This window comes from Nocardia sp. Marseille-Q1738 (assembly GCF_965283145.1).
Map to the genome: position 1 here is coordinate 1,005,492 of NZ_CBDIMS010000002.1, position 20,981 is coordinate 1,026,472.

Below are 20,981 nucleotides of genomic sequence, written 5' to 3' on the forward strand. Positions count from 1 at the left end.
CCGCCCCTGGCGTGCGCCTCACAGCGCAGGAGACGACGCCTGAGCCCAGAACCGCTTCGGAATGCGCCCGGCTAACCGCGCCGAATACCCGGCACGGATCGCATCCGCCATCGCGGCTGCCATCAGCTCTGGGCGACGTGCCCTGGTCACGGCCGTGGCGAGCAAGACTGCCGAGCAGCCGAGTTCCATGGCGAGGGCGGCGTCGCTGGCGGTGCCGATGCCCGCGTCCAGGATGACCGGGACGTTCGCGGCGGCGACGATCATTTCGATGTTGTGCGGGTTGCCGATGCCGAGGCCGGTGCCGATGGGGGCGCCGAGGGGCATGACCGCCGCGCAGCCCGCGTCCTCCAAGCGGCGGGCCAGGATCGGGTCGTCGTTGGTGTAGGGCAGCACGACGAAACCGTCGTCGACGAGTTGTTCGGCGGCGGTGAGCAATTCGATCGGGTCGGGCAGCAGGGTGCGCTCGTCGGCGACCACCTCGAGCTTCACCCAGTTGGTGTCCAGCGCCTCGCGCGCCAGCTGCGCGGTGAGCACCGCTTCGGCGGCGGTGCGACAGCCCGCCGTGTTCGGCAGCGGCGCGATGTTCAAACGCTTCAGCAGGTCGAGCACGCCGGTGCCGCCCGCGGCGTCGATCCGCCGCATGGCCACGGTGGTCAGCTCGGTGCCGGAGGCGATCAGCGCCTCCTCCAGCACGGCGAGGTTCTCCGCGCCGCCGGTTCCCATGATCAGGCGGGAACCGAACGCGCGGTCGGCGATCCGCAGCGGCGCGTCGATCTCCGAGCGCCCCGACGCGGCCGATTCCTCAGCCACCTTGGACCGCCGTCAGCACCTCGATCTGCCAGCCACGCTCCACCGGTTCGTCCCAGCGCGACTTCGGGAACACCGCCCCGTCCACCGCGAGCGCGACACCCTTGCACGGCAGGCCGAGGCGTTCCAGCAGCTCGCGCACGGTGATCGGTTCGGCGAACTCGTGCTCGTCGCCGTTCACCGTGACACCGATGGGGACGGATGACAGCGTCATCGTATTCCTCCTACAGTCGTCGAAAAGCGTTGCGGGTCGGCGACTTCCGCTTCGGGCAGCGTTGCCCCGCCGAGCAGGCTCGTCACCGCGTCCGCGGTGAGCGGCACGGTCAGCATGCCGTTGCGGCCGTGCCCGGTTGCCGCGACGATCCGGTCGGTGAGCCGGCCGATCAGCGGCAGGTTGTCGGGGCTGCCCGGCCGGGAACCGGCGGCGGCCTCCGCGAGCTCGTATTCGCCGATGCCGGGGAACACCGCCTCCGCGTCGGCGATCAGGTCGCGAACGCCGGCGACGGTGACCGCGGTATCGAAACCCGCCTCGTATTGGGTGGCTCCGACGACGATCCCGTCGGCCCGCGGCACCAGATATACCGGCCTGCCGTGCACTCGGGCTCGGATCACCCGTCGCGGCGCGGGAGCGACGCCGGGCCGCTGCCGCAGGCGCAGGATCTCGCCCTTGACCGGACGGACCGGCAAGCCGGGCCACAGCTGGGCCGACGCGGCGCCCGCCGCGAGCACGATCTGGTCGTGCGGAAGGTCCGTCAGCGAGTCTACGGATTCGGCGCGCACCACCACACCCGCCGACGCGGCCGCCTGACGCAACGCGGCGATCAGCTTGCGGTTGTCGATCGCGGGCTCGGTGGGCGCGAGCAGCGCGGCGCGCACCGAACGGGCCAGCGTGGGTTCCAGCTCACGAACCCCGGCGCGATCCAGGATGCGCAGCTGATGGCCGCGTCCGCCGACCCAGTCGGCGACGGTGCGCAGGTCGGCGGCGTCGGCCGCGTCCAGCGCGACGGTCATGGTCTCGTCGGCGACGAAGACCGAGACCCCCGTCGCGGCTTCCAGCCGGGCGGCGAATTCCGGCCAGCGGGCCAGCGAGGCGGCGCCGAACTCGAGCACCCGGTCCTCTCCCGGCCAGCCCTCCGACAGTGGTGCGAGCATGCCCCCGGCCACCCACGAGGCGCCGCCGGCCACCGCCGGATCCAGCAGGGTGACCGACCAACCGGCCTCGGCGGCCCGCCAGGCCACGGCGAGCCCGATGGCGCCGCCACCGACGACCGCCAGAGTCCGCATCCGCTCCACCTGCCTCCTATTTCGCATCCCCACGGTAGCGCGGCTACCGTCGAAGGCGTGCAACCCTCCCACCCGAACCGACTCGCTTCGCCGCGGGAGCGTCTGGCACGCGCGCGGCTGTATCTCTGCACCGACGCACGCCGGGAAAAAGCCGATCTGGCCAGGTTCGCCGAGGCGGCGTTCGCGGGCGGAGTCGACATCATCCAGCTCAGAGACAAGGGCTCGCCGGGCGAAGCGAAGTTCGGTCCCCTGGAGGCCAAGGCCGAACTCGGCGCGCTCGCCGAATTGAAGGCGGCCGCGCGCAGGCACGGCGCACTCGTCGCGGTGAACGATCGCGCGGACATCGCGCTGGCGTCGGGCGCTGACGTGCTGCACCTCGGACAGGGCGATCTCCCACCCTGGTACGCGCGCCGGATTCTCGGCCCCGACGTGGTGATCGGACGATCCACGCACAACCGCGCGCAGGCCGGGCTCGCCGCGATCGACGAGCACATCGACTACTTCTGCACCGGACCGATCTGGGCGACCCCGACCAAGCCGGGCAGGCAGGCGGCAGGACCCGAGTTGATCCGCTCGACCGCGGACGCCCACCCGACCCGGCCATGGTTCGCGATCGGCGGGATCAACGCCGAGAACCTGCCGGAAGTGCTGGAAGCCGGGGCGACGCGGGTCGTCGTGGTGCGCGCGATCACCGAGGCCCGGGATCCGGAAGCCGCGGCGCGGGAGCTGAAAACGGCGTTGCTGGCGAACGCGTAGGCGGCTGCCTCGCCTCCGCTCGGCCCGGCGCGGGCTATGGACGGACTCCGTCCGGCAGCGCCCTTACTGCGGCTGCCTCTGCCTCCGCTCGGCCCGGCGCGGGCTGACGACGGACTCCGTCCGGCAGCGCCCTTACTGCGGCTGCCTCTGCCTCCGCTCGGCCCGGCGCGGGCTGACGACGGACTCCGTCCGGCTGCGTCCTTTTCTGCGTCAGGAAAGCAGCTGTCCTCGGGTGAACGACAGGGCGGTGTCCACCGCGGTGTTCCCGTTCGAGGTCGGCTCGGCGGTCGGAACGCCGGACTCATCGACGATCCTGGCGTAGTCGCCCGGTCCGTGCGGATCCGAATGCAGCCAGACGAAACCCAGATCGGCGAGGTCGATCGTGCGGGGCAGCGCCGCGGCTACCGTGTGGTCGATCTCGGCGAGCAGCACACGGGCGGGCGCGGCGCGCAGGGTGGGCCAGGAGGCGGCGAAACCTGGGTGCAGCGGACGGGCCTCGACCTCGTGTTCGGGAACCCAGGCCAGCTCGGTGCTCTCCCGGTTGCCGATGGTCGGGAGGGTCATGACCGCGTCGGCGACGACCGTGGTGTAGGTCCAGCCACTCAGGGCGGAGGCAGTCACGCGCGCGCCGCGCACCCGGACGTCGGCGGGATCGATGCCCGCCTCCTCCCATGCCTCGCGGACCGCCGCGTGCTCGGGCGTCTCGTGACTGTCGCGCGCGCCGCCCGGCAATGCCCAGGTCCCGCCCTGGTGGCTCCACGGGGCGCGGTGTTGCAGCAGCACCGCCGAACCGCCGTCGGTGAGTGGAGCACGCAGGAGCAATCCGGCGGCGCCGAAGCGGCCCCAGTGCCGCAATCCGTCCGGGCCACGCGACCAACCGTCGCCGTCACCACGCATCTCGTACCATCCTCATCCAGCTACGACTGTGCTCCCCCGCCCGCCCTTTGCTCCCAACCGGGGGTGTTCAACACGCCGCGGCGTTCGTACGACCACAATAAACTCCGCACCGACACGCGCGGAGTGATCGAATATGCGGTCCGGCCGTGTGAAATCCGCGCACGCGGCCCAAACTGGGGAGGTGGACATGGCTAGCTCCGAGCCGACGACGGCCGAACTCCGGCCGTCGTCCGCGCCCGCCGGCCGGGAGAATCTCGGCGGGCTGAGCGTCGCCGTGGTGCGCGAACGTCTCGACCTGGCCAACCTGCGTTCGTTCGCCAACTCCTCACCGGGGCGACTGATCGCGCTCGGGCTGCTGCTCATCGGCCTGTGCCTGGCCGCGGGCTCGGTGACCGCCGCGACGGTCAGCGAACGGCAGGAGGGCTTGGACGTACTGCTCTACGACACCGAACCGGACGCGCACTCCGCGCACCGGCTGTATACCTCGCTCTCGATCGCCGACGCCGCCGCGAGCACCGCCTTCATCTCGGGCGGACTGGAGCCGCAGACGGTGCGCGATCGCTACACCCAGGCCATGGGCGAGGCGGCCGCGGAGTTGGTGACCCAATCCGACCGCGTCGGGCCGCACGCGACGGCCGATTCGGATGCCCGGCTGCGCTCCGGCATAGTCACCGGCCTGCCGGTGTACTCGGGTCTGGTGGAGACCGCACGGACGAACAATCGCATCGGGTATCCGGTCGGGGCCGCGTACTTGAGCGAGGCGTCCAACCAGATGCAGACCACGCTGCTGCCCATGGCCGAGGAACTGGAGAATCACCGCTCCGCCGCGGTGACCGCCGCGCAGCGCCATCACGTGCGCCCACCCTGGTCCGCCATCGGCCTGCTGATACTCACGCTGGGCGTACTTGGCTGGGTGCAGCGAGATCTGGCGCGGCGCTCGCGCCGGGTGCTCAATCCCGGTCTCCTGCTCGCCTCGGCGGCGATGCTGATCCTGCTGGCGTGGACGGTGATCGCGGGCTCGGTGTCGGCGGCGGCGATGATCGACGCCCGCGACGACGGCGCGGTACCGTCGTCGCGGCTGACCGAGAGCCGGATCCTCACCCAGCAGGCGCGCGCCGCGGAGACATTGAAGCTGGTGCGCAGGGACGCGACCGGCGACTACGACCGCACTTACGATGTGAATATCGAGCGCCTGGCCGACCTGCTCGGCAAGTACCCCGATTCCGCGCCCGCCACCGACGACGTGCGCAATGCCGTGCCCGCGCTGGAACGTTGGCGGACAGCGCATCAGCGCATGAACGATGCGCTGGCCAAGGGCGATTTCAATGGCGCGGCCGCGGTGACGATCGGCCCCGGCCCCGCGGACGCCACCGCGCAGGTGGACGCGCTCGACCGCGCGCTGGAGCAGGGCATCGCCGAGACACGGGGCACCCTGCGCGACGAGATCTCCCAGGCGGCCCGCATACTGGACTTCCTAGGAGCAGGAGCGATGGTGCTCGGCATTCTGGCGGCAGGCTATGTCGGACTCGGCATATGGCCCCGGCTTCGGGAGTACCGATGAGATCCCCGCGCGGCATTCTGGTTGTCGTCCTCGTCGTGGTGGCGCTGGCGAGCAGCTGCGCGAACGAGGCCAGCGCGCCGCTTGCGACCAGGACGCCCGGGTACACCGATCCCCCGCTGCCCGCCAAAGCCATACCGGTGCTGACGGATTCGCCGGTCCCGCCGCCGCCCGGCGCACCGCGCTGCGGAGATCCGACCGCCAGTCTGCGGCCCACCGGGGCGGGCGCCGCCGCGCGCGGACCGGTGATCGACGCGATCCGGGCACGCGGCAGGCTGCTCGTGGGGCTGGATACCGGCAGCAATTTGTTCAGCTACCGCGACCCGATCTCCGGCTCCGTCGTCGGTTTCGACGCCGACATCGCCAGGGAGGTCGCCCGGGATCTGCTCGGCAACCCGGAACTGATCGAATTCCGCAGCCTCGGCTCGGCCGAGCGCGAGACCGCTTTGCAGAACCACACCGTCGACCTGGTCGCGAAGACCATGACGATCAACTGCGAACGGCGCGAGAAAGTCACCTTCTCCACCGTCTATCTGCACGCGAATCAGCGCGTACTCGCGATGAAGAATTCCGGTATCCGCAGCCTGGCCGATCTTGCGGGTAAGCGGGTGTGCATCGTATCCGGGACCACGTCGCTGGACCACATCCGCCGCGACCAGCCCGCCGCCGCCATCCTCACCGTACCGACCTGGGCGGACTGCTTGGTCGTCCTGCAGCAGCGCCAAGTCGACGCGGTCAGCACCGATGACGCCGTCCTCGCGGGCCTCGCCGCGCAGGACCCGTACACCGAGCTGGTCGGCGGCAGCATCGCCGAGGAGCCGTACGGCATCGGCATCCCCAAGGGCCACGACGATCTTGTCCGCTTCGTCAACGGCACACTGGACCGTATCCGGAGCGACGGCACCTGGACTCGGCTGTACCAGCAATATCTGACCGTGCTCGGCCCCGTTCCCGCTCCACCCGCTCCCACGTATCAGGATTGACGGGAGATGAACCCACGGCACGCCCCTGAGCCCGACCCGGACGAAACCGCCACGGGACAGCCAGGGTCGGCCGATCCGAACGAAACGCCATCGTCCGCTGGCGGACCCACCGAGCACGACGACGAAACGGCCCGTCGAACGCAGCGGGCGGGCGATGCGACATCGGCCGCGCCCGAGCGGCACACAGCTCCAGCCGATCCCGAGTCGGAAGCGAGCGAAGAGGACACCCACGCGACCCGCGGCGACCGCCGGGAAACCAGCTCCAACACGGTGCTATGGAACCGGGCATCGGACACCGACGACCCGTCCGCGGGCGAACCGGAATCAGGAGCGGCCGAGGCTACCCGCAAGCACGTCGACGAACCGGAGACCAGCTCCAACACGGTGGCATGGAAACCGGCCTCGGACGCCGAGGACTCGTCCGCCACCCGACAGCAACCGCCCGCGGACGAAGGCCCCGCCACGCAACTCGCGCCTGACGAATCGGAGTCGGCACAGGAAGGTGCGCGGCGGCCGCACTCAGGACCGGGCTCGCCGCGCACCACGGGACGAAGCGTGCGTACCGCGCGGAGCCGTCCAGCGGTGCGACGGCTCGGCGCGGGCCTGGTGCCCATTCCGACGGTGCCGCCCACCGACCCACGCGATGCCGTACTCGCCGACCCTGTCGTGTCCGAGCGCAGACGATACTGCTGGCGCTGCGGCAAACCGGTCGGCCGGGCGACGCCGATCCGTCCATCCACCACGGCGGGAACCTGCGCGACGTGTGCAGCCCCGTTCGATTTCCGGCCGTCGCTGCACGCGGGCGACATGGTGGCGCGACAGTACGAGATCCAGGGCTGCATCGCCCACGGCGGTCTCGGCTGGATCTACCTGGCGATCGACCGCAATGTCAGCGACCGCTGGGTGGTGTTGAAGGGCCTGCTGCACACCGGCGACGCCGAAGCGCAGGCGGTGGCGATGGCCGAACGCCAATTCCTCGCCGAGGTGACCCATCCCAGCATCGTCAAGATCTACAACTTCGTCGAGCACCCCGCGGCCGACGGCACGCCGGTCGGCTACATCGTCATGGAGTACGTGGGCGGCTGCTCGCTGTGCGACATTCTCGACAGCTACGATCGCCCGCTGCGCATGCCGGTCACCGAGGCGATCGCCTATCTGCTGGAGATCATGCCCGCACTGGAGTACCTGCACTCGACCGGGCTGGCCTACAACGACCTCAAGCCGGACAACATCATGGTCACCGAAGATCAGGTCAAGCTGATCGACCTCGGCGCGGTCGCCGCCATCGGGGCATACGGAAACCTATACGGCACCAGGGGTTTCCAGGCGCCGGAGATCGCCAAGACCGGCCCGACCATCGCGTCGGACATCTACACCGTCGGCCGCACGCTGGCCGTGCTCACCCTGCACATGCCATCGGAGCACGGACGATATCTCGACGGCATCCCCGACCCCGCCGACGAGCCGGTGCTCGCGCGCTACCCGTTCTTCCATCGCCTGCTGCTCTGCGCGACCGACCCGGATCCGGAACGCCGCTTCCCCTCCGCCCGGGCGATGGCGGCGCAGCTGGCGGGAGTGCTGCGCGAGATCCTCGCGCTGGAAACCGGTAACGAGCACCCCCAGCTGTCCACGGTGTTCACTCCGCCCCGCGCAAGCTTCGGTACCGACGAACTGATCAGCCAAACCGACGCCTACACCGACGGCCGCTCCCGCAGCAGCCAGCTCGACCCCCTCGATGTGGTGGCGGGGCTGCCGGTTCCGCTGCTGGACCCGGCCGATCCGACGGCACCGTTGCTCGCGGCCGCGGTGCACCCCGAACCCGCCCAGGCGCTCGAGGCGCTGCGGGATGCGCGCGACCGGGCCGAGGCCGATCCTGAGAACACCCCGGAGAATCTGGACCTGGAGCTCACGCTCGCCGAGGCGCGGGTGCGAATCGACCTGCGCGAGTCCAGCACCGTCCTGGACCTGCTCGCGCGCTTGCCCGAGCGGGAATGGCGGGTCAGCTGGTACCGCGGCATGGCCGAACTGCTCGACCGCGAGTACGAGCGCGCCTTCGCGAATTTCGACGAGGTCTTCCGGGTGCTTCCCGGCGAAATCGCCCCCAAGCTGGCCCTCGCGGCCACCGCCGAACTCATTCTCCAGCACTGGGACGCACCGGATCCCGAACACTGGCGCGCCTATGCGGAGCAGGCGTACGAGACCGTCTGGCGCACCGACCGGGGCGTGGTGAGCGCCGCCTTCGGGCTGGCCAGGCAGCTGGCCGCGAACGGCAGGGTGACCGAGGCCGTGCAGGCGCTCGACGCCGTGCCCGCGGCGTCGCGGTCTTTCACCACCGCGCGGATGACCGCCGTGCTGTTCATGCTGACCGCCGCGCCGGTGGCCGAACTGGACGAGTTCACCCTGCACATCTCGGCCTCGCGGGTGCTGAGCCTGCCCAGAGGCGAGAGTCGCGCGGTGCAGATGCGGGTGCTCGTTCTCGGCGCGGCGCTGGCCTGGCTCCAGGCGGGCAACACGCCGAAGCGCCCCGACGCGACGCTGTTCGGCGCGCCCTTCACCGAACGCGAACTGAGGGCGGGCACCGAGGCGGGGCTGCGTGCCCTGGCCCGCGGGGCACCCAACCGCAGACATCGCTACGCGCTCGTCGACCTGGCCAACGCGATTCGCGCCAAGAGCTGGGTCTAACCGAGGTCGGCGACCACCTGCCGCGCGGCGCGAGCGATCGCCAACTCCTCGTTGGTCGGTACCACCAGCACCGCGACCTGGGCGCCGGGCGGGGAAATGCGCCGGGCGGACCGATCTTTCGCCGTGTTGGCGGCCGGGTCCACTTCGATGCCGAACCGAGTGAGATCCGCGAGAGCATCGGCGCGCACCTGCGGGCTGTTCTCGCCGACTCCGGCGGTGAAGGTGATCGCGTCCACGCCGCCGAGCTCGATCAGGTACGCCCCGAGATAACGCCGCAACCGGTGGATGTACACGTCGTAGGCCAGCCGGGCGTCCTGGTCGCCGCTCTCGATGAGGCGCCGCAACTCGCGGAAATCGTTCACGCCGGACAGTCCCTTGATCCCGGAATCCCGGTTGAGCAGGGTGTCGACCTGGTCGATGTCCAGGTGCGCCGATCGCACCAGGTGCGGCACGATACCCGGATCGAGATCACCCGACCTGGTGCCCATCACCAGCCCTTCCAGCGGCGTGAGGCCCATGGTGGTGTCGATCGGGCGGCCGCCGCGCAGGGCGGAGGCCGACGCGCCGTTGCCCAAGTGGAAGATGATCTGATTCAGCTCGGCGGGATCACGCCCGAGCAGCCCGGCGACGCGGCCGGACACGTACTCGTGCGAGGTGCCGTGGAATCCGTACTTCCGGATGCCATGGGCGGCCGCGACTTTGGCGTCGATCGCATAGGTCTTCGCGGCGGCGGGCAGGCTATGGAAGAACGCGGTATCGAATACGGCGACCTGCGGCACTCCTGGCAATAGCTCACGTGCGCTCTCGATACCGGCCACATTGGCCGGATTGTGCAGCGGCGCAAGCACGGAGAGATCGGAAATCGCGGCGACAACCACGTCGTCGATCAGTGTGGGCTGGTAGAACACCTCACCGCCGTGTACCACCCGATGGCCGACCGCGCGCACCCCCTCCCCCACCAAGTCGTGTCCCGTCGCGGAGAACGCGTCGAAAACCAAGCGCAGCCCCGCGGTGTGGTCGGCGATCCGCCCGGAACGCTCGGTGGTCTCGCCGTCGGCGTGATGCTCGATCCTCCCGTCGTCTTCGCCGATCCGCTCCACGATCCCGGAGGCGGCCACCACGCTCGACTCCGGATCGAGGAGTTGATATTTGATGGACGACGAGCCGGAGTTGATCACCAGCACCAAGTCCTCGGCCGCCTTGCTCATGACGCCTCCCGTGCCCTGCGGTCCAACCGCACCGGGGCGCGATCAGGCGCTGCGTGGCTGTTCCTCATCACGCCTCCTCTGTCTCGCCCAGCAACCGGGCGCACGACGCAATTGTTCCGCGCACGCCATGATCGGGCCGGAGCGGACAGCGCCCGCATCACCCCTCCTGCGCTTGGATGGCCGTGATCGCCACGGTGTTGACGATGTCGGCCACCAGGGCGCCGCGGGACAAGTCGTTGACCGGCTTGCGCAGACCTTGCAGCACGGGTCCGATCGCGATCGCGCCCGCGCTGCGCTGCACCGCCTTGTAGGTGTTGTTGCCGGTATTCAGATCGGGAAACACGAACACCGTCGCGCGGCCGGCGACCTCGGAATCGGGCAGCTTGGCGTCGGCGACGGTCGGCTCGATCGCGGCGTCGTACTGAATCGGGCCCTCCACCGGCAGTTCCGGCGCGCGCTCGCGCACCAGCTTGGTCGCGACACGCACCTTGTCCACGTCGGCCCCGGTGCCGGATTCGCCGGTCGAGTAGGACAGCATCGCCACCCTGGCTTCGATGCCGAAGCGAGCGGCGGTCGCGGCGGAGGAGATCGCGATATCGGCCAGCTGCTGCGAGGTCGGGTCCGGCACGACGGCGCAGTCGCCGTAGGCGAGCACCCGGTCGGCCAGGCACATGAGGAACACGCTGGAGACGGTGGCGACGCCCGGCACCGTCTTGATGATCTCCAACGACGGCCGGATGGTGTGCGCGGTGGTGTGCGCGGCGCCGGAAACCATACCGTCGGCAATCCCCCGGTACACCATCATGGTGCCGAAATACGAGATGTCGGCGACGGTTTCGCGGGCCCGCTCCAGCGTCATGCCCTTGTGTTTGCGCAGTTCCGCGTACTCGGCGGCGAACTCGTCCAGGTAGCCGGAGCTGCGCGGGTCGAGCACCTGCGCGGCCGAGATGTCCACGCCGAGTTCGGCGGCGCGGGCGCGCACCGCGGTCTCGTCGCCGAGGATGACCAGGTCGGCGATCTTGCGCTGGAGCACCCGGCCCGCCGCGCGCAGGATGCGGTCGTCGTCGCCCTCGGGCAGCACGATGCGTTTGCGGTCGGCCCGCGCGCGTTCGATGAGCTGGTATTCGAACATCTCCGGCGTGACGACCGAACTGGGTGGGACGTCGATGCGCCGCAACAGTTCCTCCGCTTCGACGTGCTCCTCCATCAGCGCGAGCGCGGTGTCGACCTTGCGCGGGTTGCCCGCCGACATACGGCCGCGGGTGCGGTAGGCCGCGCCCGCGGTGTCGTACGTGCCGAGGTCGGTGGTGAGGATCGGCAACTTGGGCTTGAGGCCGGTCATCAGTCGTGCCACCGCGGGATGCGGCAGCAGGCCGCCGTTCATGATGATGCCCGACAGCGACGGAAAGCCCTCCGCCTCATGCGCGTTCACGACGCTGAGCAGCACGTCCGACCGGTCACCCGGTGCGATCACCACGACGCCCTCGGACAGGCGCTCCAGGATGTGTTCGGCCGTCATGCCGCCGACCATGATCTGCAGCGCCTCGCGATGCAGCAACTCCGGGTCGCCGCTGTACATTTCGCCGTCGATCGCCGCGCACAGTTCGGCCATGGTCGGCGCGATCAGCAGCGGAACCTCGGGCAGCGTCCAGGACGGGACGTCGAACCCGCGCAGCGCCGCGCAGACCTCCTCCAGCCGCCGCGGGTCGCAGCGGTTGGCGATGATGGCGACCAACTGCGCGTGCTCGTGAGACAACTCGGCCGCGCACAGGTCGGCCAGCTGCTTCACCTCGTCGGGAGTGCGGCCCGCGCCACGCACCACCAGCAACACGGGGGCGCCCAGGTTGACCGCGATCCTGGCGTTGAACCGCAGCTCGCTGGGGCTGGCCACGTCGGTGTAATCGCTGCCGACCACGACCACCGCGTCGCACATCTTCGCGACCTCGTGGAAGCGCAGGACGATCTCGCTGATCGCCGCGTCCGGGTCGGCGTGCACCTGCTCGTAGGTCGTGCCGATGGCCTGCGTGTAGTCGATGTCCGCGGTGCTGTGCTCGAGCAGCAGCTCCAGGACGTAGTCGGGCTCGGTGGTCGAGCGCGTTATCGGCCGGAACACCCCGACCCGTGCCGTGGTGGCGCACAGCATCTGCAGTACTCCGAGAGCCACCGTCGATTTGCCGGTGTCGCCTTCCGGAGAGGCGATGTAGACGGCTGATGGAGCGTTGTCGGCCATGCCCGAGAGCTTAGTGAACAGGCGGCTATCCGACTCGCCTCGCACGACCGGTCGCCAGTGACGAGCGGTTTCGGCTACTGCACGCCCAGGCTCGGCCCGACCGCTATAGTCCGGGCATGGCTGAGCAGTTTCCGGATCGGCAGTGGGGTTCGAGAACCAACCTATTGGCGCGCGGGGCAACCAGATTGGCGGCGACGAAGCCGGGTTCCCGGTTGATCCGCGCCATCACTCCGCTGGACCGGGCGATCCTGGAACGCACCGACGCCAAATACACCCTGCTCGGCCCGATCGGCGCGCCGGTCATCCTGCTGACCACCATCGGCCGCAAATCCGGTCAGCCGCGCACCCAGCCCCTGCTCTACGTGCACGACGGCGACACGCTCTACGTGGTCGGCAGCAATTTCGGCCAGGCACACCACCCCGCCTGGACGGCCAATCTGCTGGCGAACCCCACCGCCACCGTGGCGATCGCGGGCGAACGCATCGATGTCTCCGCCATCCCCGTCGACGGACCCGACAAAGACGCCATCTTCAACCGTTTCGTGGAAGTCACCGCCGCCTACGCCGCCTACCGCTCCCGCACCACCCGCGACCTGCGCATCTTCGCCCTCCGCCGGGCGTAACGAGGCCGTGGGATCGAGAGTAGTCATATGGCGGCTGCGAGCCACCGCCACAACCGCCATTTGACTCCGCTCGCTGCAACGAGATGCTGGCTCAGGCGAGGGCGCGCAGGCGGGGGGCCAGGTCGCGTTGGAAGAGGTCGAGGAAGCGGCGCTGGTCGTGGCCGGGGGCGTGGAAGACGAGGTGGTTGAGCCCGGCGTCGAGGTAGGGCTTGATCTGCTCCACGGCCTGGTCGGGGTCGCTGGCGACGATCCAGCGCTTGGCGATCTGCTCGATCGGCAGCGCGTCGGCGGCGGCTTCCATCTCGATCGGGTCGGTGATGCTGTGCTTCTGCTCCGCGGTCAGCGACAGGGGGGCCCAGAAGCGGGTGTTCTCCAGCGCCAGTTCCGGATCGGTGTCGTAGGAGATCTTGATCTCGATCATCCGGTCGATGTCGCCGACGGTACGGCCCGCCTTCGCCGCGCCCTCGGCGACCGCGGGCATCAGCTTCTCGGTGTAGAGGTCCATACCCTTGCCCGAGGTGCAGATGAAGCCGTCGCCCGCGCGTCCGGCGTACCGCGCGACCAGCGGACCGCCCGCGGCGATGTAGATCGGGATACCGCCCTTGGGCACGTCGTAGATGGAGGCGCCGACGGTCTTGTAGTACTCGCCGTCGAAGTCGACGCGGTCGCCGGTCCACAGCGCACGCATCAGGTCGACCGCCTCGCGCAGGCGGGCGAACCGCTCCTTGAATTCCGGCCATTCACCGGTGTATCCGGTGGCGATCTCGTTGAGCGCCTCGCCGGTGCCGACCCCGAGCATGACGCGGTCCGGGTACAGGCAGCCCATGGTGGCGAACGCCTGCGCGATCACCGCGGGGTTGTAGCGGAAGGTCGGGGTGAGCACCGAGGTGCCCAGCTGGATGCGCTGGGTGCGCTCGCCGACCGCCGCCATCCAGGCCAGCGAGAACGGCGCGTGCCCGCCCTTGTGCCGCCACGGCTGGAAGTGGTCGCTCACGGTGGCGCTGTCCAGGCCGTGTTCCTCGGCCAGCACCGCGATCTCCACGAGTTCACGGGGGCCGAACTGCTCCGCCGATGCCTTGTATCCGAGCTTGAGTTCGCTCATCTGCCACGCTCCTCGCGTATCGTTTCGCCGCCATCGCGATCCGCCCTCGACAGTAGCCAACCCGATGGTCGTGCGGTGCGGACGGCCTGCCGTGGATGATCTTCGTCGTCGCCCGGTGATGCTCGCGCCTGCCCGGGCCTCAGCAAGAGAACGCCGAGGCCGGGGCGAGGTATTTCGTCGGCTATCGCCGTACCGGATGCGACCGACGGGTCGGTGTTGACCGTTCCCGTTTCGGTTGCGGGTCGATAGCGGATAATGGCCGGGTGACTGCGGACGACGAACCGATCCTGTCCTACCTGACCGATATGGACGGGGTGCTGGTGCACGAGGACCATCTCATACCCGGCGCCGACGAGTTCCTCGCCGAGCTGCGTGCCAACGAGACACCGTTCCTGGTGCTGACGAACAACTCGATCCGCACGCCGCGCGATCTCCAGGCGCGGCTGCGGCACACCGGGCTCGACATCCCGGAGGAGGCGATCTGGACCTCCGCGCTGGCCACCGCTACTTTCCTGAACGACCAGCGCCCCAACGGAACCGCTTATGTGGTGGGCGAATCCGGGCTCACCACGGCGTTGCACGAGATCGGCTACGTGCTCACCGACAGCCAACCCGACTACGTGGTGCTCGGCGAGACCCGGACCTACTCCTTCGAGGCGATCACCACCGCGATCCGGCTGGTCGAGCGTGGCGCCCGTTTCATCGCGACCAACCCGGACCCGACCGGCCCGTCCCGCGAGGGCTCGCTGCCCGCGACCGGGTCGGTGGCCGCGCTGATCACCCGCGCCACCGGCCGCGAGCCGTACTACGTCGGCAAGCCGAACCCGCTGATGATGCGATCCGCTCTGCGCCGCATCGGTGCCCACTCCCAGTCCACCGTGATGATCGGCGACCGGATGGACACCGACGTCATCTCCGGCCTGGAAGCGGGCATGCGCACCATCCTGGTCACCTCGGGCATCTCCACCCGTGCGTCCTTCGAGGCGTACCCCTACCGCCCCACCATGGTGGTGGAGTCCGTCGCCGACCTGATCGGAAAAACCAAGTCCCCGTTCACCGCCTGACCGGGCGGTGCGAGGACAGGTCCGGCAGCGGTCGCAGCTGATAGCGAGCGCGCTACCTCAGCGCCGATGACGGTTTCGGCCACGAGTGCAGCATACTTCCGGCAAGGTTGGCCGCGGCCACCTCGGGAGTGAGATCACCGGTGTCGAACGGCGTAGCCGCATAGCCGGGCACGGCGGGCCGCGCGTGGTACAGCATCCACCCGATCGCGGTCAGCGGCGACGCCAGACCGAGCAGCGTGTAGGAGTTACCGATCAGGAATTCCGCCAGGGTCCAATGGGATTCGCGGTAATCGGTCTGCGGAACGAACCAGATCACTCCCTGGGGGATCACCGGCAGGTCGGTGTCCCACGAGCCGACGCGGTCGACCTGCATCGGCCAGGCGAAGGCCCACAAAGCGAGTAGTGCGGGCACACCAGCCCGGATCACCGGGGCCAGGTGGCGCATGGCGCGCCAGGCCCACATGAGTGCAGGGATAATCCATACCCAGTAGTGGGTCCACGAAATCGGTGAGCACAGCAGCGAAACCGCCGCGATGAGCAGGATGGCGAGCAGTTCGTCGCCGCGCTGGTACGCGAATCTCGCCGCGGCCAGCCCGCCCACTCCCAACACGCCGGCGGCCAGCAGCCATAGCGCGTGGTTGTCCCAGGTAGTCCACTGCAGGCGACCGAACACGCCGTTGATCGACTGGTTCTGCACGTAGGCGAATCCGACGCGATTCTGCTGGTCGACAGCCGAAATCCAGAACTGCGCCGCCTGCGTCGGCCGATACCAGAAGCCGATCGCAATGGTGGCGGCGAAGGTGGCGACTGCTACACCGGCTGCTTTGAACTGGCGAGTTATCAGCAGGTAGACGATGAAGACCGCGGGAGTCAGCTTGATTCCGGTGGCGATTCCGATCAGTATCCCGCGATACCAACGGCGCTCGGGCAGCGCGAGGTCCACCAGTACCGCCGCCATCAAGATGAGGCTGACCTGCCCGTATTGGAAGGTCTGCTGCACCGGCTCCAGCCACAGGCCCGCGCTGCCGACCGCGAGCGTGACCGCCAGCATGCCGAGACCACGCCGATACCGCAGCAAGGTCGCGGCGCACCACGCGCTCGCGAACAACGAGAGGCGTTCGAGCTCGAGTCGGACAGGCGAGCCAGTGATCGCATCCACTAGTCGTCGGCGGTGACGATCGTGTCCATCGCGGCGGAGAGCTTCGTGAGTACCGCAACGGTCAGCGCGAGCTGTTCGGGGCCGAGTTCGGCCGCAAGTCGTTTGGACATCACCGCGTGCTGCGGGTTGATGCGCCGGACCGCGGCGAGGCCTGCTTCGGTGACTGCGACGAGTTTCGCTCGGCGGTGGGCGGGATTGGGCCGGTATTCGGCAAGTCCCTTGTCCACCAGAAGATCCGCGATGCGCTGCACGCTCTGGCGGGTGATGCCCATTTCGCGGGCGATCCCCGCGACGGGCAACGGTGTGTGCAGCACCGCGCCCAGCACCTGCCACCAAGCGGCGGTCAAACCCGCCGGTCGCGCCAGTTCCTCGGCCACCGCGAGGAACTGACCATTCAAACGGAACGACGTGATCGCCGCCGTGGCGAACAACTCCTGTTCATCGGCCATGCTTCGCCTCCTGCCGACCGGGTCGGCGCCCCGGCCGATCGACCGGGCCGCCGACGGATCGCTGCTCACGACTGCGCCTCGCTGGCGCTCGCTCATGCCTGCGCCTCGCTGACGCTCGGCTCCGGCACGAGCGAGTGCTCGGCTGTGTCCATCGTTCGCTCGCTGCGCTCGCTCATGCCTGCTGCGTCTCGTACGCCTCGAGCACCGCCCATCCTTCCGGATCGGCGTGCGCGAACAGCCGGTACCAGCCGTCCAGCACGTGCGGCTCGTACACGCCGAGCCTGCCCAGCACCTCACGCGCGAATTCGAACGGCGCGCTCGCGCTGGCCGTGATCACGTCGCCGTCGGTGACGGCAGGCTCCTGGACGTAATGCTCGGCGCCCGAATAGCCGCTGTAGAGCAGGAATTCCGCGACATTGCTGGTGTGCTTGCGGTTATCGAGCAGACCCTGCTTGGCCAGCCCGTAGGTCGCGCCGCAGATCGCGGCGACCGGAACGCCCGCCTCCACGAACTCGCGCGCCTTCTCCCCGAACGCGTCCAGCTCCGGCCCCATCCAGGTCTCGGAGCCGGGCAGGATCAGCATCGCGCTGTCGGCGGGCGTGAGATCGGCGAGCACGATGTCCGGCACGATCCGCATGCCGCCCATCGTCGTGATCGGATCCGCGGTCAACCCGACCGTCTTGACCTGCCACGTTCCCGGCTCCCGATGCCAGCTCGGCTTGTTGATGTGCGCGGTGGCCGCGCCCACCTCCCAGTCGGCGAGAGTGTCGTAAACGGCCATGTGCACTGCCTTCGTGGTCATGACAGTATCCTGTCATATTTGACAGCATGCTGTCAATATTTTCTGTCCAACGCCGCCACCGATGACTGCGGGCCGGCTGGACCGGAACCTCCGCTGTGCGTGCGCAACGCCGGTGCGCCAGAATCCCAGCAGCGCGAAATTCGCGGGAACCGGAGGAACCGTCAGTGAGCGTGTGGGGTGAAGTGGTCGTCGGCTTGGTGATCCTGGTCGGCCTCATCGGAATCGTCGTGCCGATCCTGCCGGGTGTCATCCTGATCTTCGGGGCCGTCGCGGTCTGGGCATTCATGACCGGTGGAGCTACGGCGTGGACCGTCTTCGCGATCAGCACGTTGCTGCTGGCGCTGTCGGGGGTCGTCAAATACACCTGGCCGGGACGCAAGATGAAGGAAGCGGGGGTGTCCAATCGCGCGATCTTCCTGGGCGCGATCGTCGGCATCGTCGGATTCTTCGTGATTCCGGTCGTCGGCCTGTTCGTCGGTTTCGTTCTCGGCGTGTATCTCTCGGAACTCCACCGGCTGCGCGTCAACCAACAGGCATGGCGGGCAACGGTTCAGGCGCTGAAGGGTGTCGGCCTGTCCATCCTCATCGAGCTCTTCGGCGCGCTGCTGGCCACCGGCGTCTGGATCGTCGGCGCGATCGCCGCCTGAGAATCATCAACACATCGCGCATGCCGGAGCCGAGCGCCAGCGAGGCGCAGGCATGAGCGTCAACGGTCGATGGCGGGGAACGGAATCGTGTCTCCGGCTCGGCTGCCGGGCAATTCGTCGCGGCGCAGCCGGAGCGTCGGCGGTTCCGGGCGAAACAGCGGCAGGGTCGGGGCCGGATCGGTGGTGACGGTCCGCTCGCGAGCGGGAAGCCGGTAGAACGCGCGCGCGTTGTCCTCGAGCACCGCGTACATGTCGGTGCCCACCACGTCACAGATCAGGTCGACATCCGAGTCCTCGAACGGGCGTCCCGCCCGGGTGCCGGGCAGATCGGTGCCGAACATGAGCGCTTCGGGGTTCACCGCGTGGATGCGGCGCAGCGTGTCGGCGACGTTCATGGCGACCCGGCCGAAACCGGTTGCCTTGACCCGCGCCCCGCGATCGACGAGATCGAGCAGGAACGGCAGACCCTCCTCGGACATCCCGAGATGGTCGACCGAGAGCGCGGGCAGCTTCGAGATGACGGGTTGCAGCGAGGCGAGCATCGTGCCGTCGATGTAGACCTCGACGTGCCAGCCGGCCAATTCGTGCGCGCGCAGCGCTTGCAGCGTCATCTCGGTGATGTCGGCGGCCGCGCGTTTGAGGTTGAACCGCAGCGCGCGCACGCCGATGCGGTCCAGCTCGATGATCTCCTCGTCGGTGGCGTCCAGGTCGAGGCGGGTGACGCCGACCCAGCCCTCGCCGAGTTCGGCGAGGGCGGCCTTCAGGTAGCTCTGATCCGTGCCCTGGAACGATCCGCTGACCACAGCGCCACCGCTGATGTCGAACCGCGACATGCGCTTGCGGTAGTCCGCGATGGTGAACGGCTCGGGCAGGTAGCCCTCGTTTTCGGCCAGCGGGAACCGCGGGTCGAAGATGTGCAGGTGGGCATCGAACACTTGTACAGAATGCCTCAGTGTCGGATTTTCCGCTGCCACAACGACCAGCACTGGGGGTGCTGCCGCGGCACCGGAGCCGGTTGCCGCGAGGTGATCAGACCTTGTGCGGTTCGCTGGCGCGCAGCATGTCCTCGCGTTCGACGACCTTGACGCGTTCGCGGCCTTCGGGTTCGCCCAGGGAACGCTCGTGGGCGTCGAGGCGGTACCAGCCTGCCCAGGTGGTGAACGGGATGCCCTTGCCTTCGAGGAACTCGGTGACGGCTTCGAGTTCGGGCCGCTCGGCGGGGGTGAAGCCGGGGGCGTCGTCCAGCAGGCAGGCGATGGTTTCGTTGGCGTCGCCCTTGGTGTGGCCGATCAGGCCGACCGGGCCTCGTTTGATCCAGCCGGTCACGTAGGTGGCGGGCATGTAGCGAGCGGCGCCGTCGGCGTTCTCGTCGACGATCACCCGGCCCGCTTCGTTGGGCACGGTGCCGGCCTGGTCGTCGAAGGGCAGGTTGCTGATGTTCTGCGACAGGTAGCCCACGGCACGGTATACCGCCTGCACTTCCCAGTCCTTGAACACGCCGGTCCCCTTGACGTTTCCGGTGCCGTCGAGCTGGGTGCGTTCGGTGCGCAGGCCGACGACCTTGCCGTTCTCGCCGAGCACCTCGGCGGGGGACTCGAAGAAGTGCAGGAACAGCTTGTGCGGCCGGTTGCCTGCATCGCGGATGGCCCACTGCTCGAGGGTGTTGGCGACCATGTCGACCTGCTTGGAATGCCTGCGCGCGGCTTCGGAGCCTTCGTCGTAGTCGATGTCCTCGGGGTCGACGATGACCTCGATGGTCGGCGAGTGGTCGAGTTCGCGCAGCTCCAGCGGGGTGAACTTGGCCTGGGCGGGACCGCGGCGGCCGAAGACGTGCACCTCGACCGCCTTGTTGGCCTTCAACCCCTGGTAGACGTTCGGCGGGATCTCCGTGGGCAGCAGCTCGTCGCCGGTCTTGGCCAGCACGCGGGCCACGTCCAGGGCGACGTTGCCGACGCCGAGGACGGCGACCTTCTCCGCGTCCAGCGGCCAGCTGCGCGGCACGTCGGGGTGCCCGTCGTACCAGGACACGAAGTCCGCCGCGCCGTAGGAGCCGTCGAGGTCGATGCCGGGGATGGGCAGGGCGCGGTCGGCGTTGGCGCCGGTGGAGAAGATCACCGCGTCGTAGAAGGCGCGCAGGTCATCGAGGGTGATGTCGGTGCCGTAGTCGATGTTGCCCAGCAGCCGCACCTGCGGCTTGTCCAGCACCTTGTGCAGGGCGGTGATGATGCCCTTGATCCGCGGGTGGTCGGGCGCGACGCCGTAGCGGATCAGCCCGAACGGCGCGGGCATGCGCTCGAACAGGTCGATACTCACGTCGGCATCGGACTTCATCAACGCGTCGGCGGCGTAGATCCCGGCCGGTCCGGCGCCCACGATCGCGATGCGGAGCGGGCGGGTCTTCGCGGTGTGCGCGTCAAGCCCGGAGGAGGAAGCCTGCGTCACCACGGAGGGCTCGCGAACACCGCCATCCGATACTGCACTCTGTTCGGTCATCTCTTACGCGCACCCTTATGGTCGAAACAATAATGACGTCTGGCTTAGCTTAGGCTAAGTTGACGCACCGGCTCGGTCGCACCCGTCCGGTGCGGACGCCGACGTTGGCGTTGCCGGCTCGTGGCTGCACGGTGCTCCGTTCGCCGCGGCGATGAGCTGCCGATTCGCTATGACAGCAGGCTGCCGTCCCGCGATTCTATCGGGACCGTCGATGCCACCCAGATCCGGTGCGTGCAG

General features: G+C 69.0%; 19 protein-coding genes. 7 read left to right on the plus strand and 12 right to left on the minus strand.

All coding sequences use genetic code 11. The annotated features are described in order from the left end of the window. Positions 1-18 precede the first annotated feature (18 nt). The 3 genes from thiG to thiO all read right to left on the minus strand — a co-directional run bounded on the left by thiG (position 19) and on the right by thiO (position 2,091). Positions 19-723 carry a thiazole synthase gene (thiG, locus tag ACWPXK_RS13080; RefSeq protein WP_454196447.1) on the minus strand — a complete coding sequence of 235 codons (705 nt, stop codon included), beginning with the start codon at positions 721-723 and terminating at the stop codon, positions 19-21. 79 nt (positions 724-802) lie between these two features. After that, entirely contained in the window at positions 803-1,021 is a 219-nt protein-coding gene (gene thiS, locus ACWPXK_RS13085; protein ID WP_454196314.1) for a sulfur carrier protein ThiS, read from the minus strand. Next, positions 1,018-2,091, minus strand: coding sequence for a glycine oxidase ThiO (gene thiO / locus ACWPXK_RS13090; protein WP_454196315.1), 1,074 nt, complete (start codon positions 2,089-2,091; stop codon positions 1,018-1,020). Before thiO ends, thiS begins: the two co-directional genes overlap by 4 nt. 57 nt (positions 2,092-2,148) lie before the next feature. Between thiO and thiE the strand changes: the two genes are divergently transcribed. After that, positions 2,149-2,847 carry a thiamine phosphate synthase gene (thiE, locus tag ACWPXK_RS13095; RefSeq protein ID WP_454196316.1) on the plus strand — a complete coding sequence of 233 codons (699 nt, stop codon included), beginning with the start codon at positions 2,149-2,151 and terminating at the stop codon, positions 2,845-2,847. A 210-nt stretch (positions 2,848-3,057) separates the two neighbouring features. Here the strand turns inward: thiE and ACWPXK_RS13100 are convergent, their stop codons facing one another. Next, the gene (locus tag ACWPXK_RS13100; protein ID WP_454196317.1) at positions 3,058-3,744 is read right to left on the minus strand and encodes an NUDIX hydrolase; all 687 of its coding nucleotides are present in this window, start codon (positions 3,742-3,744) and stop codon (positions 3,058-3,060) included. A 187-nt stretch (positions 3,745-3,931) separates the two neighbouring features. On the opposite strand from ACWPXK_RS13100, the gene ACWPXK_RS13105 reads away from it, so the two are divergent. From ACWPXK_RS13105 to ACWPXK_RS13115, 3 genes are read left to right on the plus strand one after another with little or no spacing between them, the layout of a single operon-like run. Continuing rightward, entirely contained in the window at positions 3,932-5,305 is a 1,374-nt protein-coding gene (locus ACWPXK_RS13105; protein ID WP_454196318.1) for a hypothetical protein, read from the plus strand. Further along, complete coding sequence (locus tag ACWPXK_RS13110) at positions 5,302-6,285, plus strand: glutamate ABC transporter substrate-binding protein (RefSeq protein WP_454196319.1); 984 nt, start codon at positions 5,302-5,304, stop codon at positions 6,283-6,285. The genes ACWPXK_RS13105 and ACWPXK_RS13110 overlap by 4 nt, the downstream gene beginning before the upstream one ends. Before the next feature lie 6 nt (positions 6,286-6,291). Next, a complete protein-coding gene (locus ACWPXK_RS13115) occupies positions 6,292-8,967 on the plus strand; it encodes a tetratricopeptide repeat protein (protein ID WP_454196320.1) in 2,676 nt (891 codons plus the stop codon). On the opposite strand, the gene ACWPXK_RS13120 is transcribed toward ACWPXK_RS13115, so the two are convergent. Continuing rightward, positions 8,964-10,175, minus strand: coding sequence for an acetate kinase (locus ACWPXK_RS13120; protein ID WP_454196321.1), 1,212 nt, complete (start codon positions 10,173-10,175; stop codon positions 8,964-8,966). The two genes, ACWPXK_RS13115 and ACWPXK_RS13120, sit on opposite strands and share 4 nt — an antisense overlap. A 157-nt stretch (positions 10,176-10,332) precedes the next feature. After that, positions 10,333-12,405 carry a phosphate acetyltransferase gene (gene pta, locus ACWPXK_RS13125; RefSeq protein ID WP_454196322.1) on the minus strand — a complete coding sequence of 691 codons (2,073 nt, stop codon included), beginning with the start codon at positions 12,403-12,405 and terminating at the stop codon, positions 10,333-10,335. A gap of 116 nt (positions 12,406-12,521) precedes the next feature. On the opposite strand from pta, the gene ACWPXK_RS13130 reads away from it, so the two are divergent. Beyond that, entirely contained in the window at positions 12,522-13,028 is a 507-nt protein-coding gene (locus ACWPXK_RS13130; RefSeq protein ID WP_454196323.1) for a nitroreductase family deazaflavin-dependent oxidoreductase, read from the plus strand. 91 nt (positions 13,029-13,119) lie between these two features. Here ACWPXK_RS13130 and fgd read toward each other — a convergent pair whose 3' ends face one another. Continuing rightward, the gene (gene fgd, locus ACWPXK_RS13135; RefSeq protein WP_357726138.1) at positions 13,120-14,130 is read right to left on the minus strand and encodes a glucose-6-phosphate dehydrogenase (coenzyme-F420); all 1,011 of its coding nucleotides are present in this window, start codon (positions 14,128-14,130) and stop codon (positions 13,120-13,122) included. Between the two features lie 305 nt (positions 14,131-14,435). Here fgd and ACWPXK_RS13140 point away from each other — a divergent pair, with 305 nt between their 5' ends. Next, positions 14,436-15,194, plus strand: a complete 759-nt coding sequence (locus ACWPXK_RS13140) for an HAD-IIA family hydrolase (protein ID WP_442944044.1) — start codon at positions 14,436-14,438, stop codon at positions 15,192-15,194. A 52-nt stretch (positions 15,195-15,246) separates the two neighbouring features. Here the strand turns inward: ACWPXK_RS13140 and ACWPXK_RS13145 are convergent, their stop codons facing one another. The 3 genes from ACWPXK_RS13145 to ACWPXK_RS13155 all read right to left on the minus strand — a co-directional run bounded on the left by ACWPXK_RS13145 (position 15,247) and on the right by ACWPXK_RS13155 (position 17,604). After that, positions 15,247-16,353 (minus strand): glycosyltransferase 87 family protein, encoded by a 1,107-nt coding sequence (locus tag ACWPXK_RS13145; RefSeq protein ID WP_454196324.1) that lies wholly within the window; start codon positions 16,351-16,353, stop codon positions 15,247-15,249. Beyond that, entirely contained in the window at positions 16,353-16,802 is a 450-nt protein-coding gene (locus tag ACWPXK_RS13150) for a MarR family winged helix-turn-helix transcriptional regulator (RefSeq protein WP_454196325.1), read from the minus strand. Before ACWPXK_RS13150 ends, ACWPXK_RS13145 begins: the two co-directional genes overlap by 1 nt. Before the next feature lie 172 nt (positions 16,803-16,974). Beyond that, positions 16,975-17,604 (minus strand): type 1 glutamine amidotransferase family protein, encoded by a 630-nt coding sequence (locus ACWPXK_RS13155; RefSeq protein ID WP_454196326.1) that lies wholly within the window; start codon positions 17,602-17,604, stop codon positions 16,975-16,977. 164 nt (positions 17,605-17,768) lie between these two features. Between ACWPXK_RS13155 and ACWPXK_RS13160 the strand changes: the two genes are divergently transcribed. Then, positions 17,769-18,251: a DUF456 domain-containing protein gene (locus ACWPXK_RS13160; RefSeq protein WP_454196327.1), complete on the plus strand. Its 483-nt coding sequence runs from the start codon at positions 17,769-17,771 to the stop codon at positions 18,249-18,251. Between the two features lie 59 nt (positions 18,252-18,310). Here the strand turns inward: ACWPXK_RS13160 and ACWPXK_RS13165 are convergent, their stop codons facing one another. Both ACWPXK_RS13165 and ACWPXK_RS13170 read right to left on the minus strand, forming a co-directional pair. Continuing rightward, complete coding sequence (locus ACWPXK_RS13165; RefSeq protein WP_454196328.1) at positions 18,311-19,186, minus strand: amidohydrolase family protein; 876 nt, start codon at positions 19,184-19,186, stop codon at positions 18,311-18,313. Positions 19,187-19,280: 94 nt separating this feature from the next. Then, on the minus strand, positions 19,281-20,744 hold the full coding sequence (locus ACWPXK_RS13170) for an FAD-dependent oxidoreductase (RefSeq protein WP_454196329.1): 1,464 nt from the start codon (positions 20,742-20,744) through the stop codon (positions 19,281-19,283). Positions 20,745-20,981 lie beyond the last annotated feature (237 nt).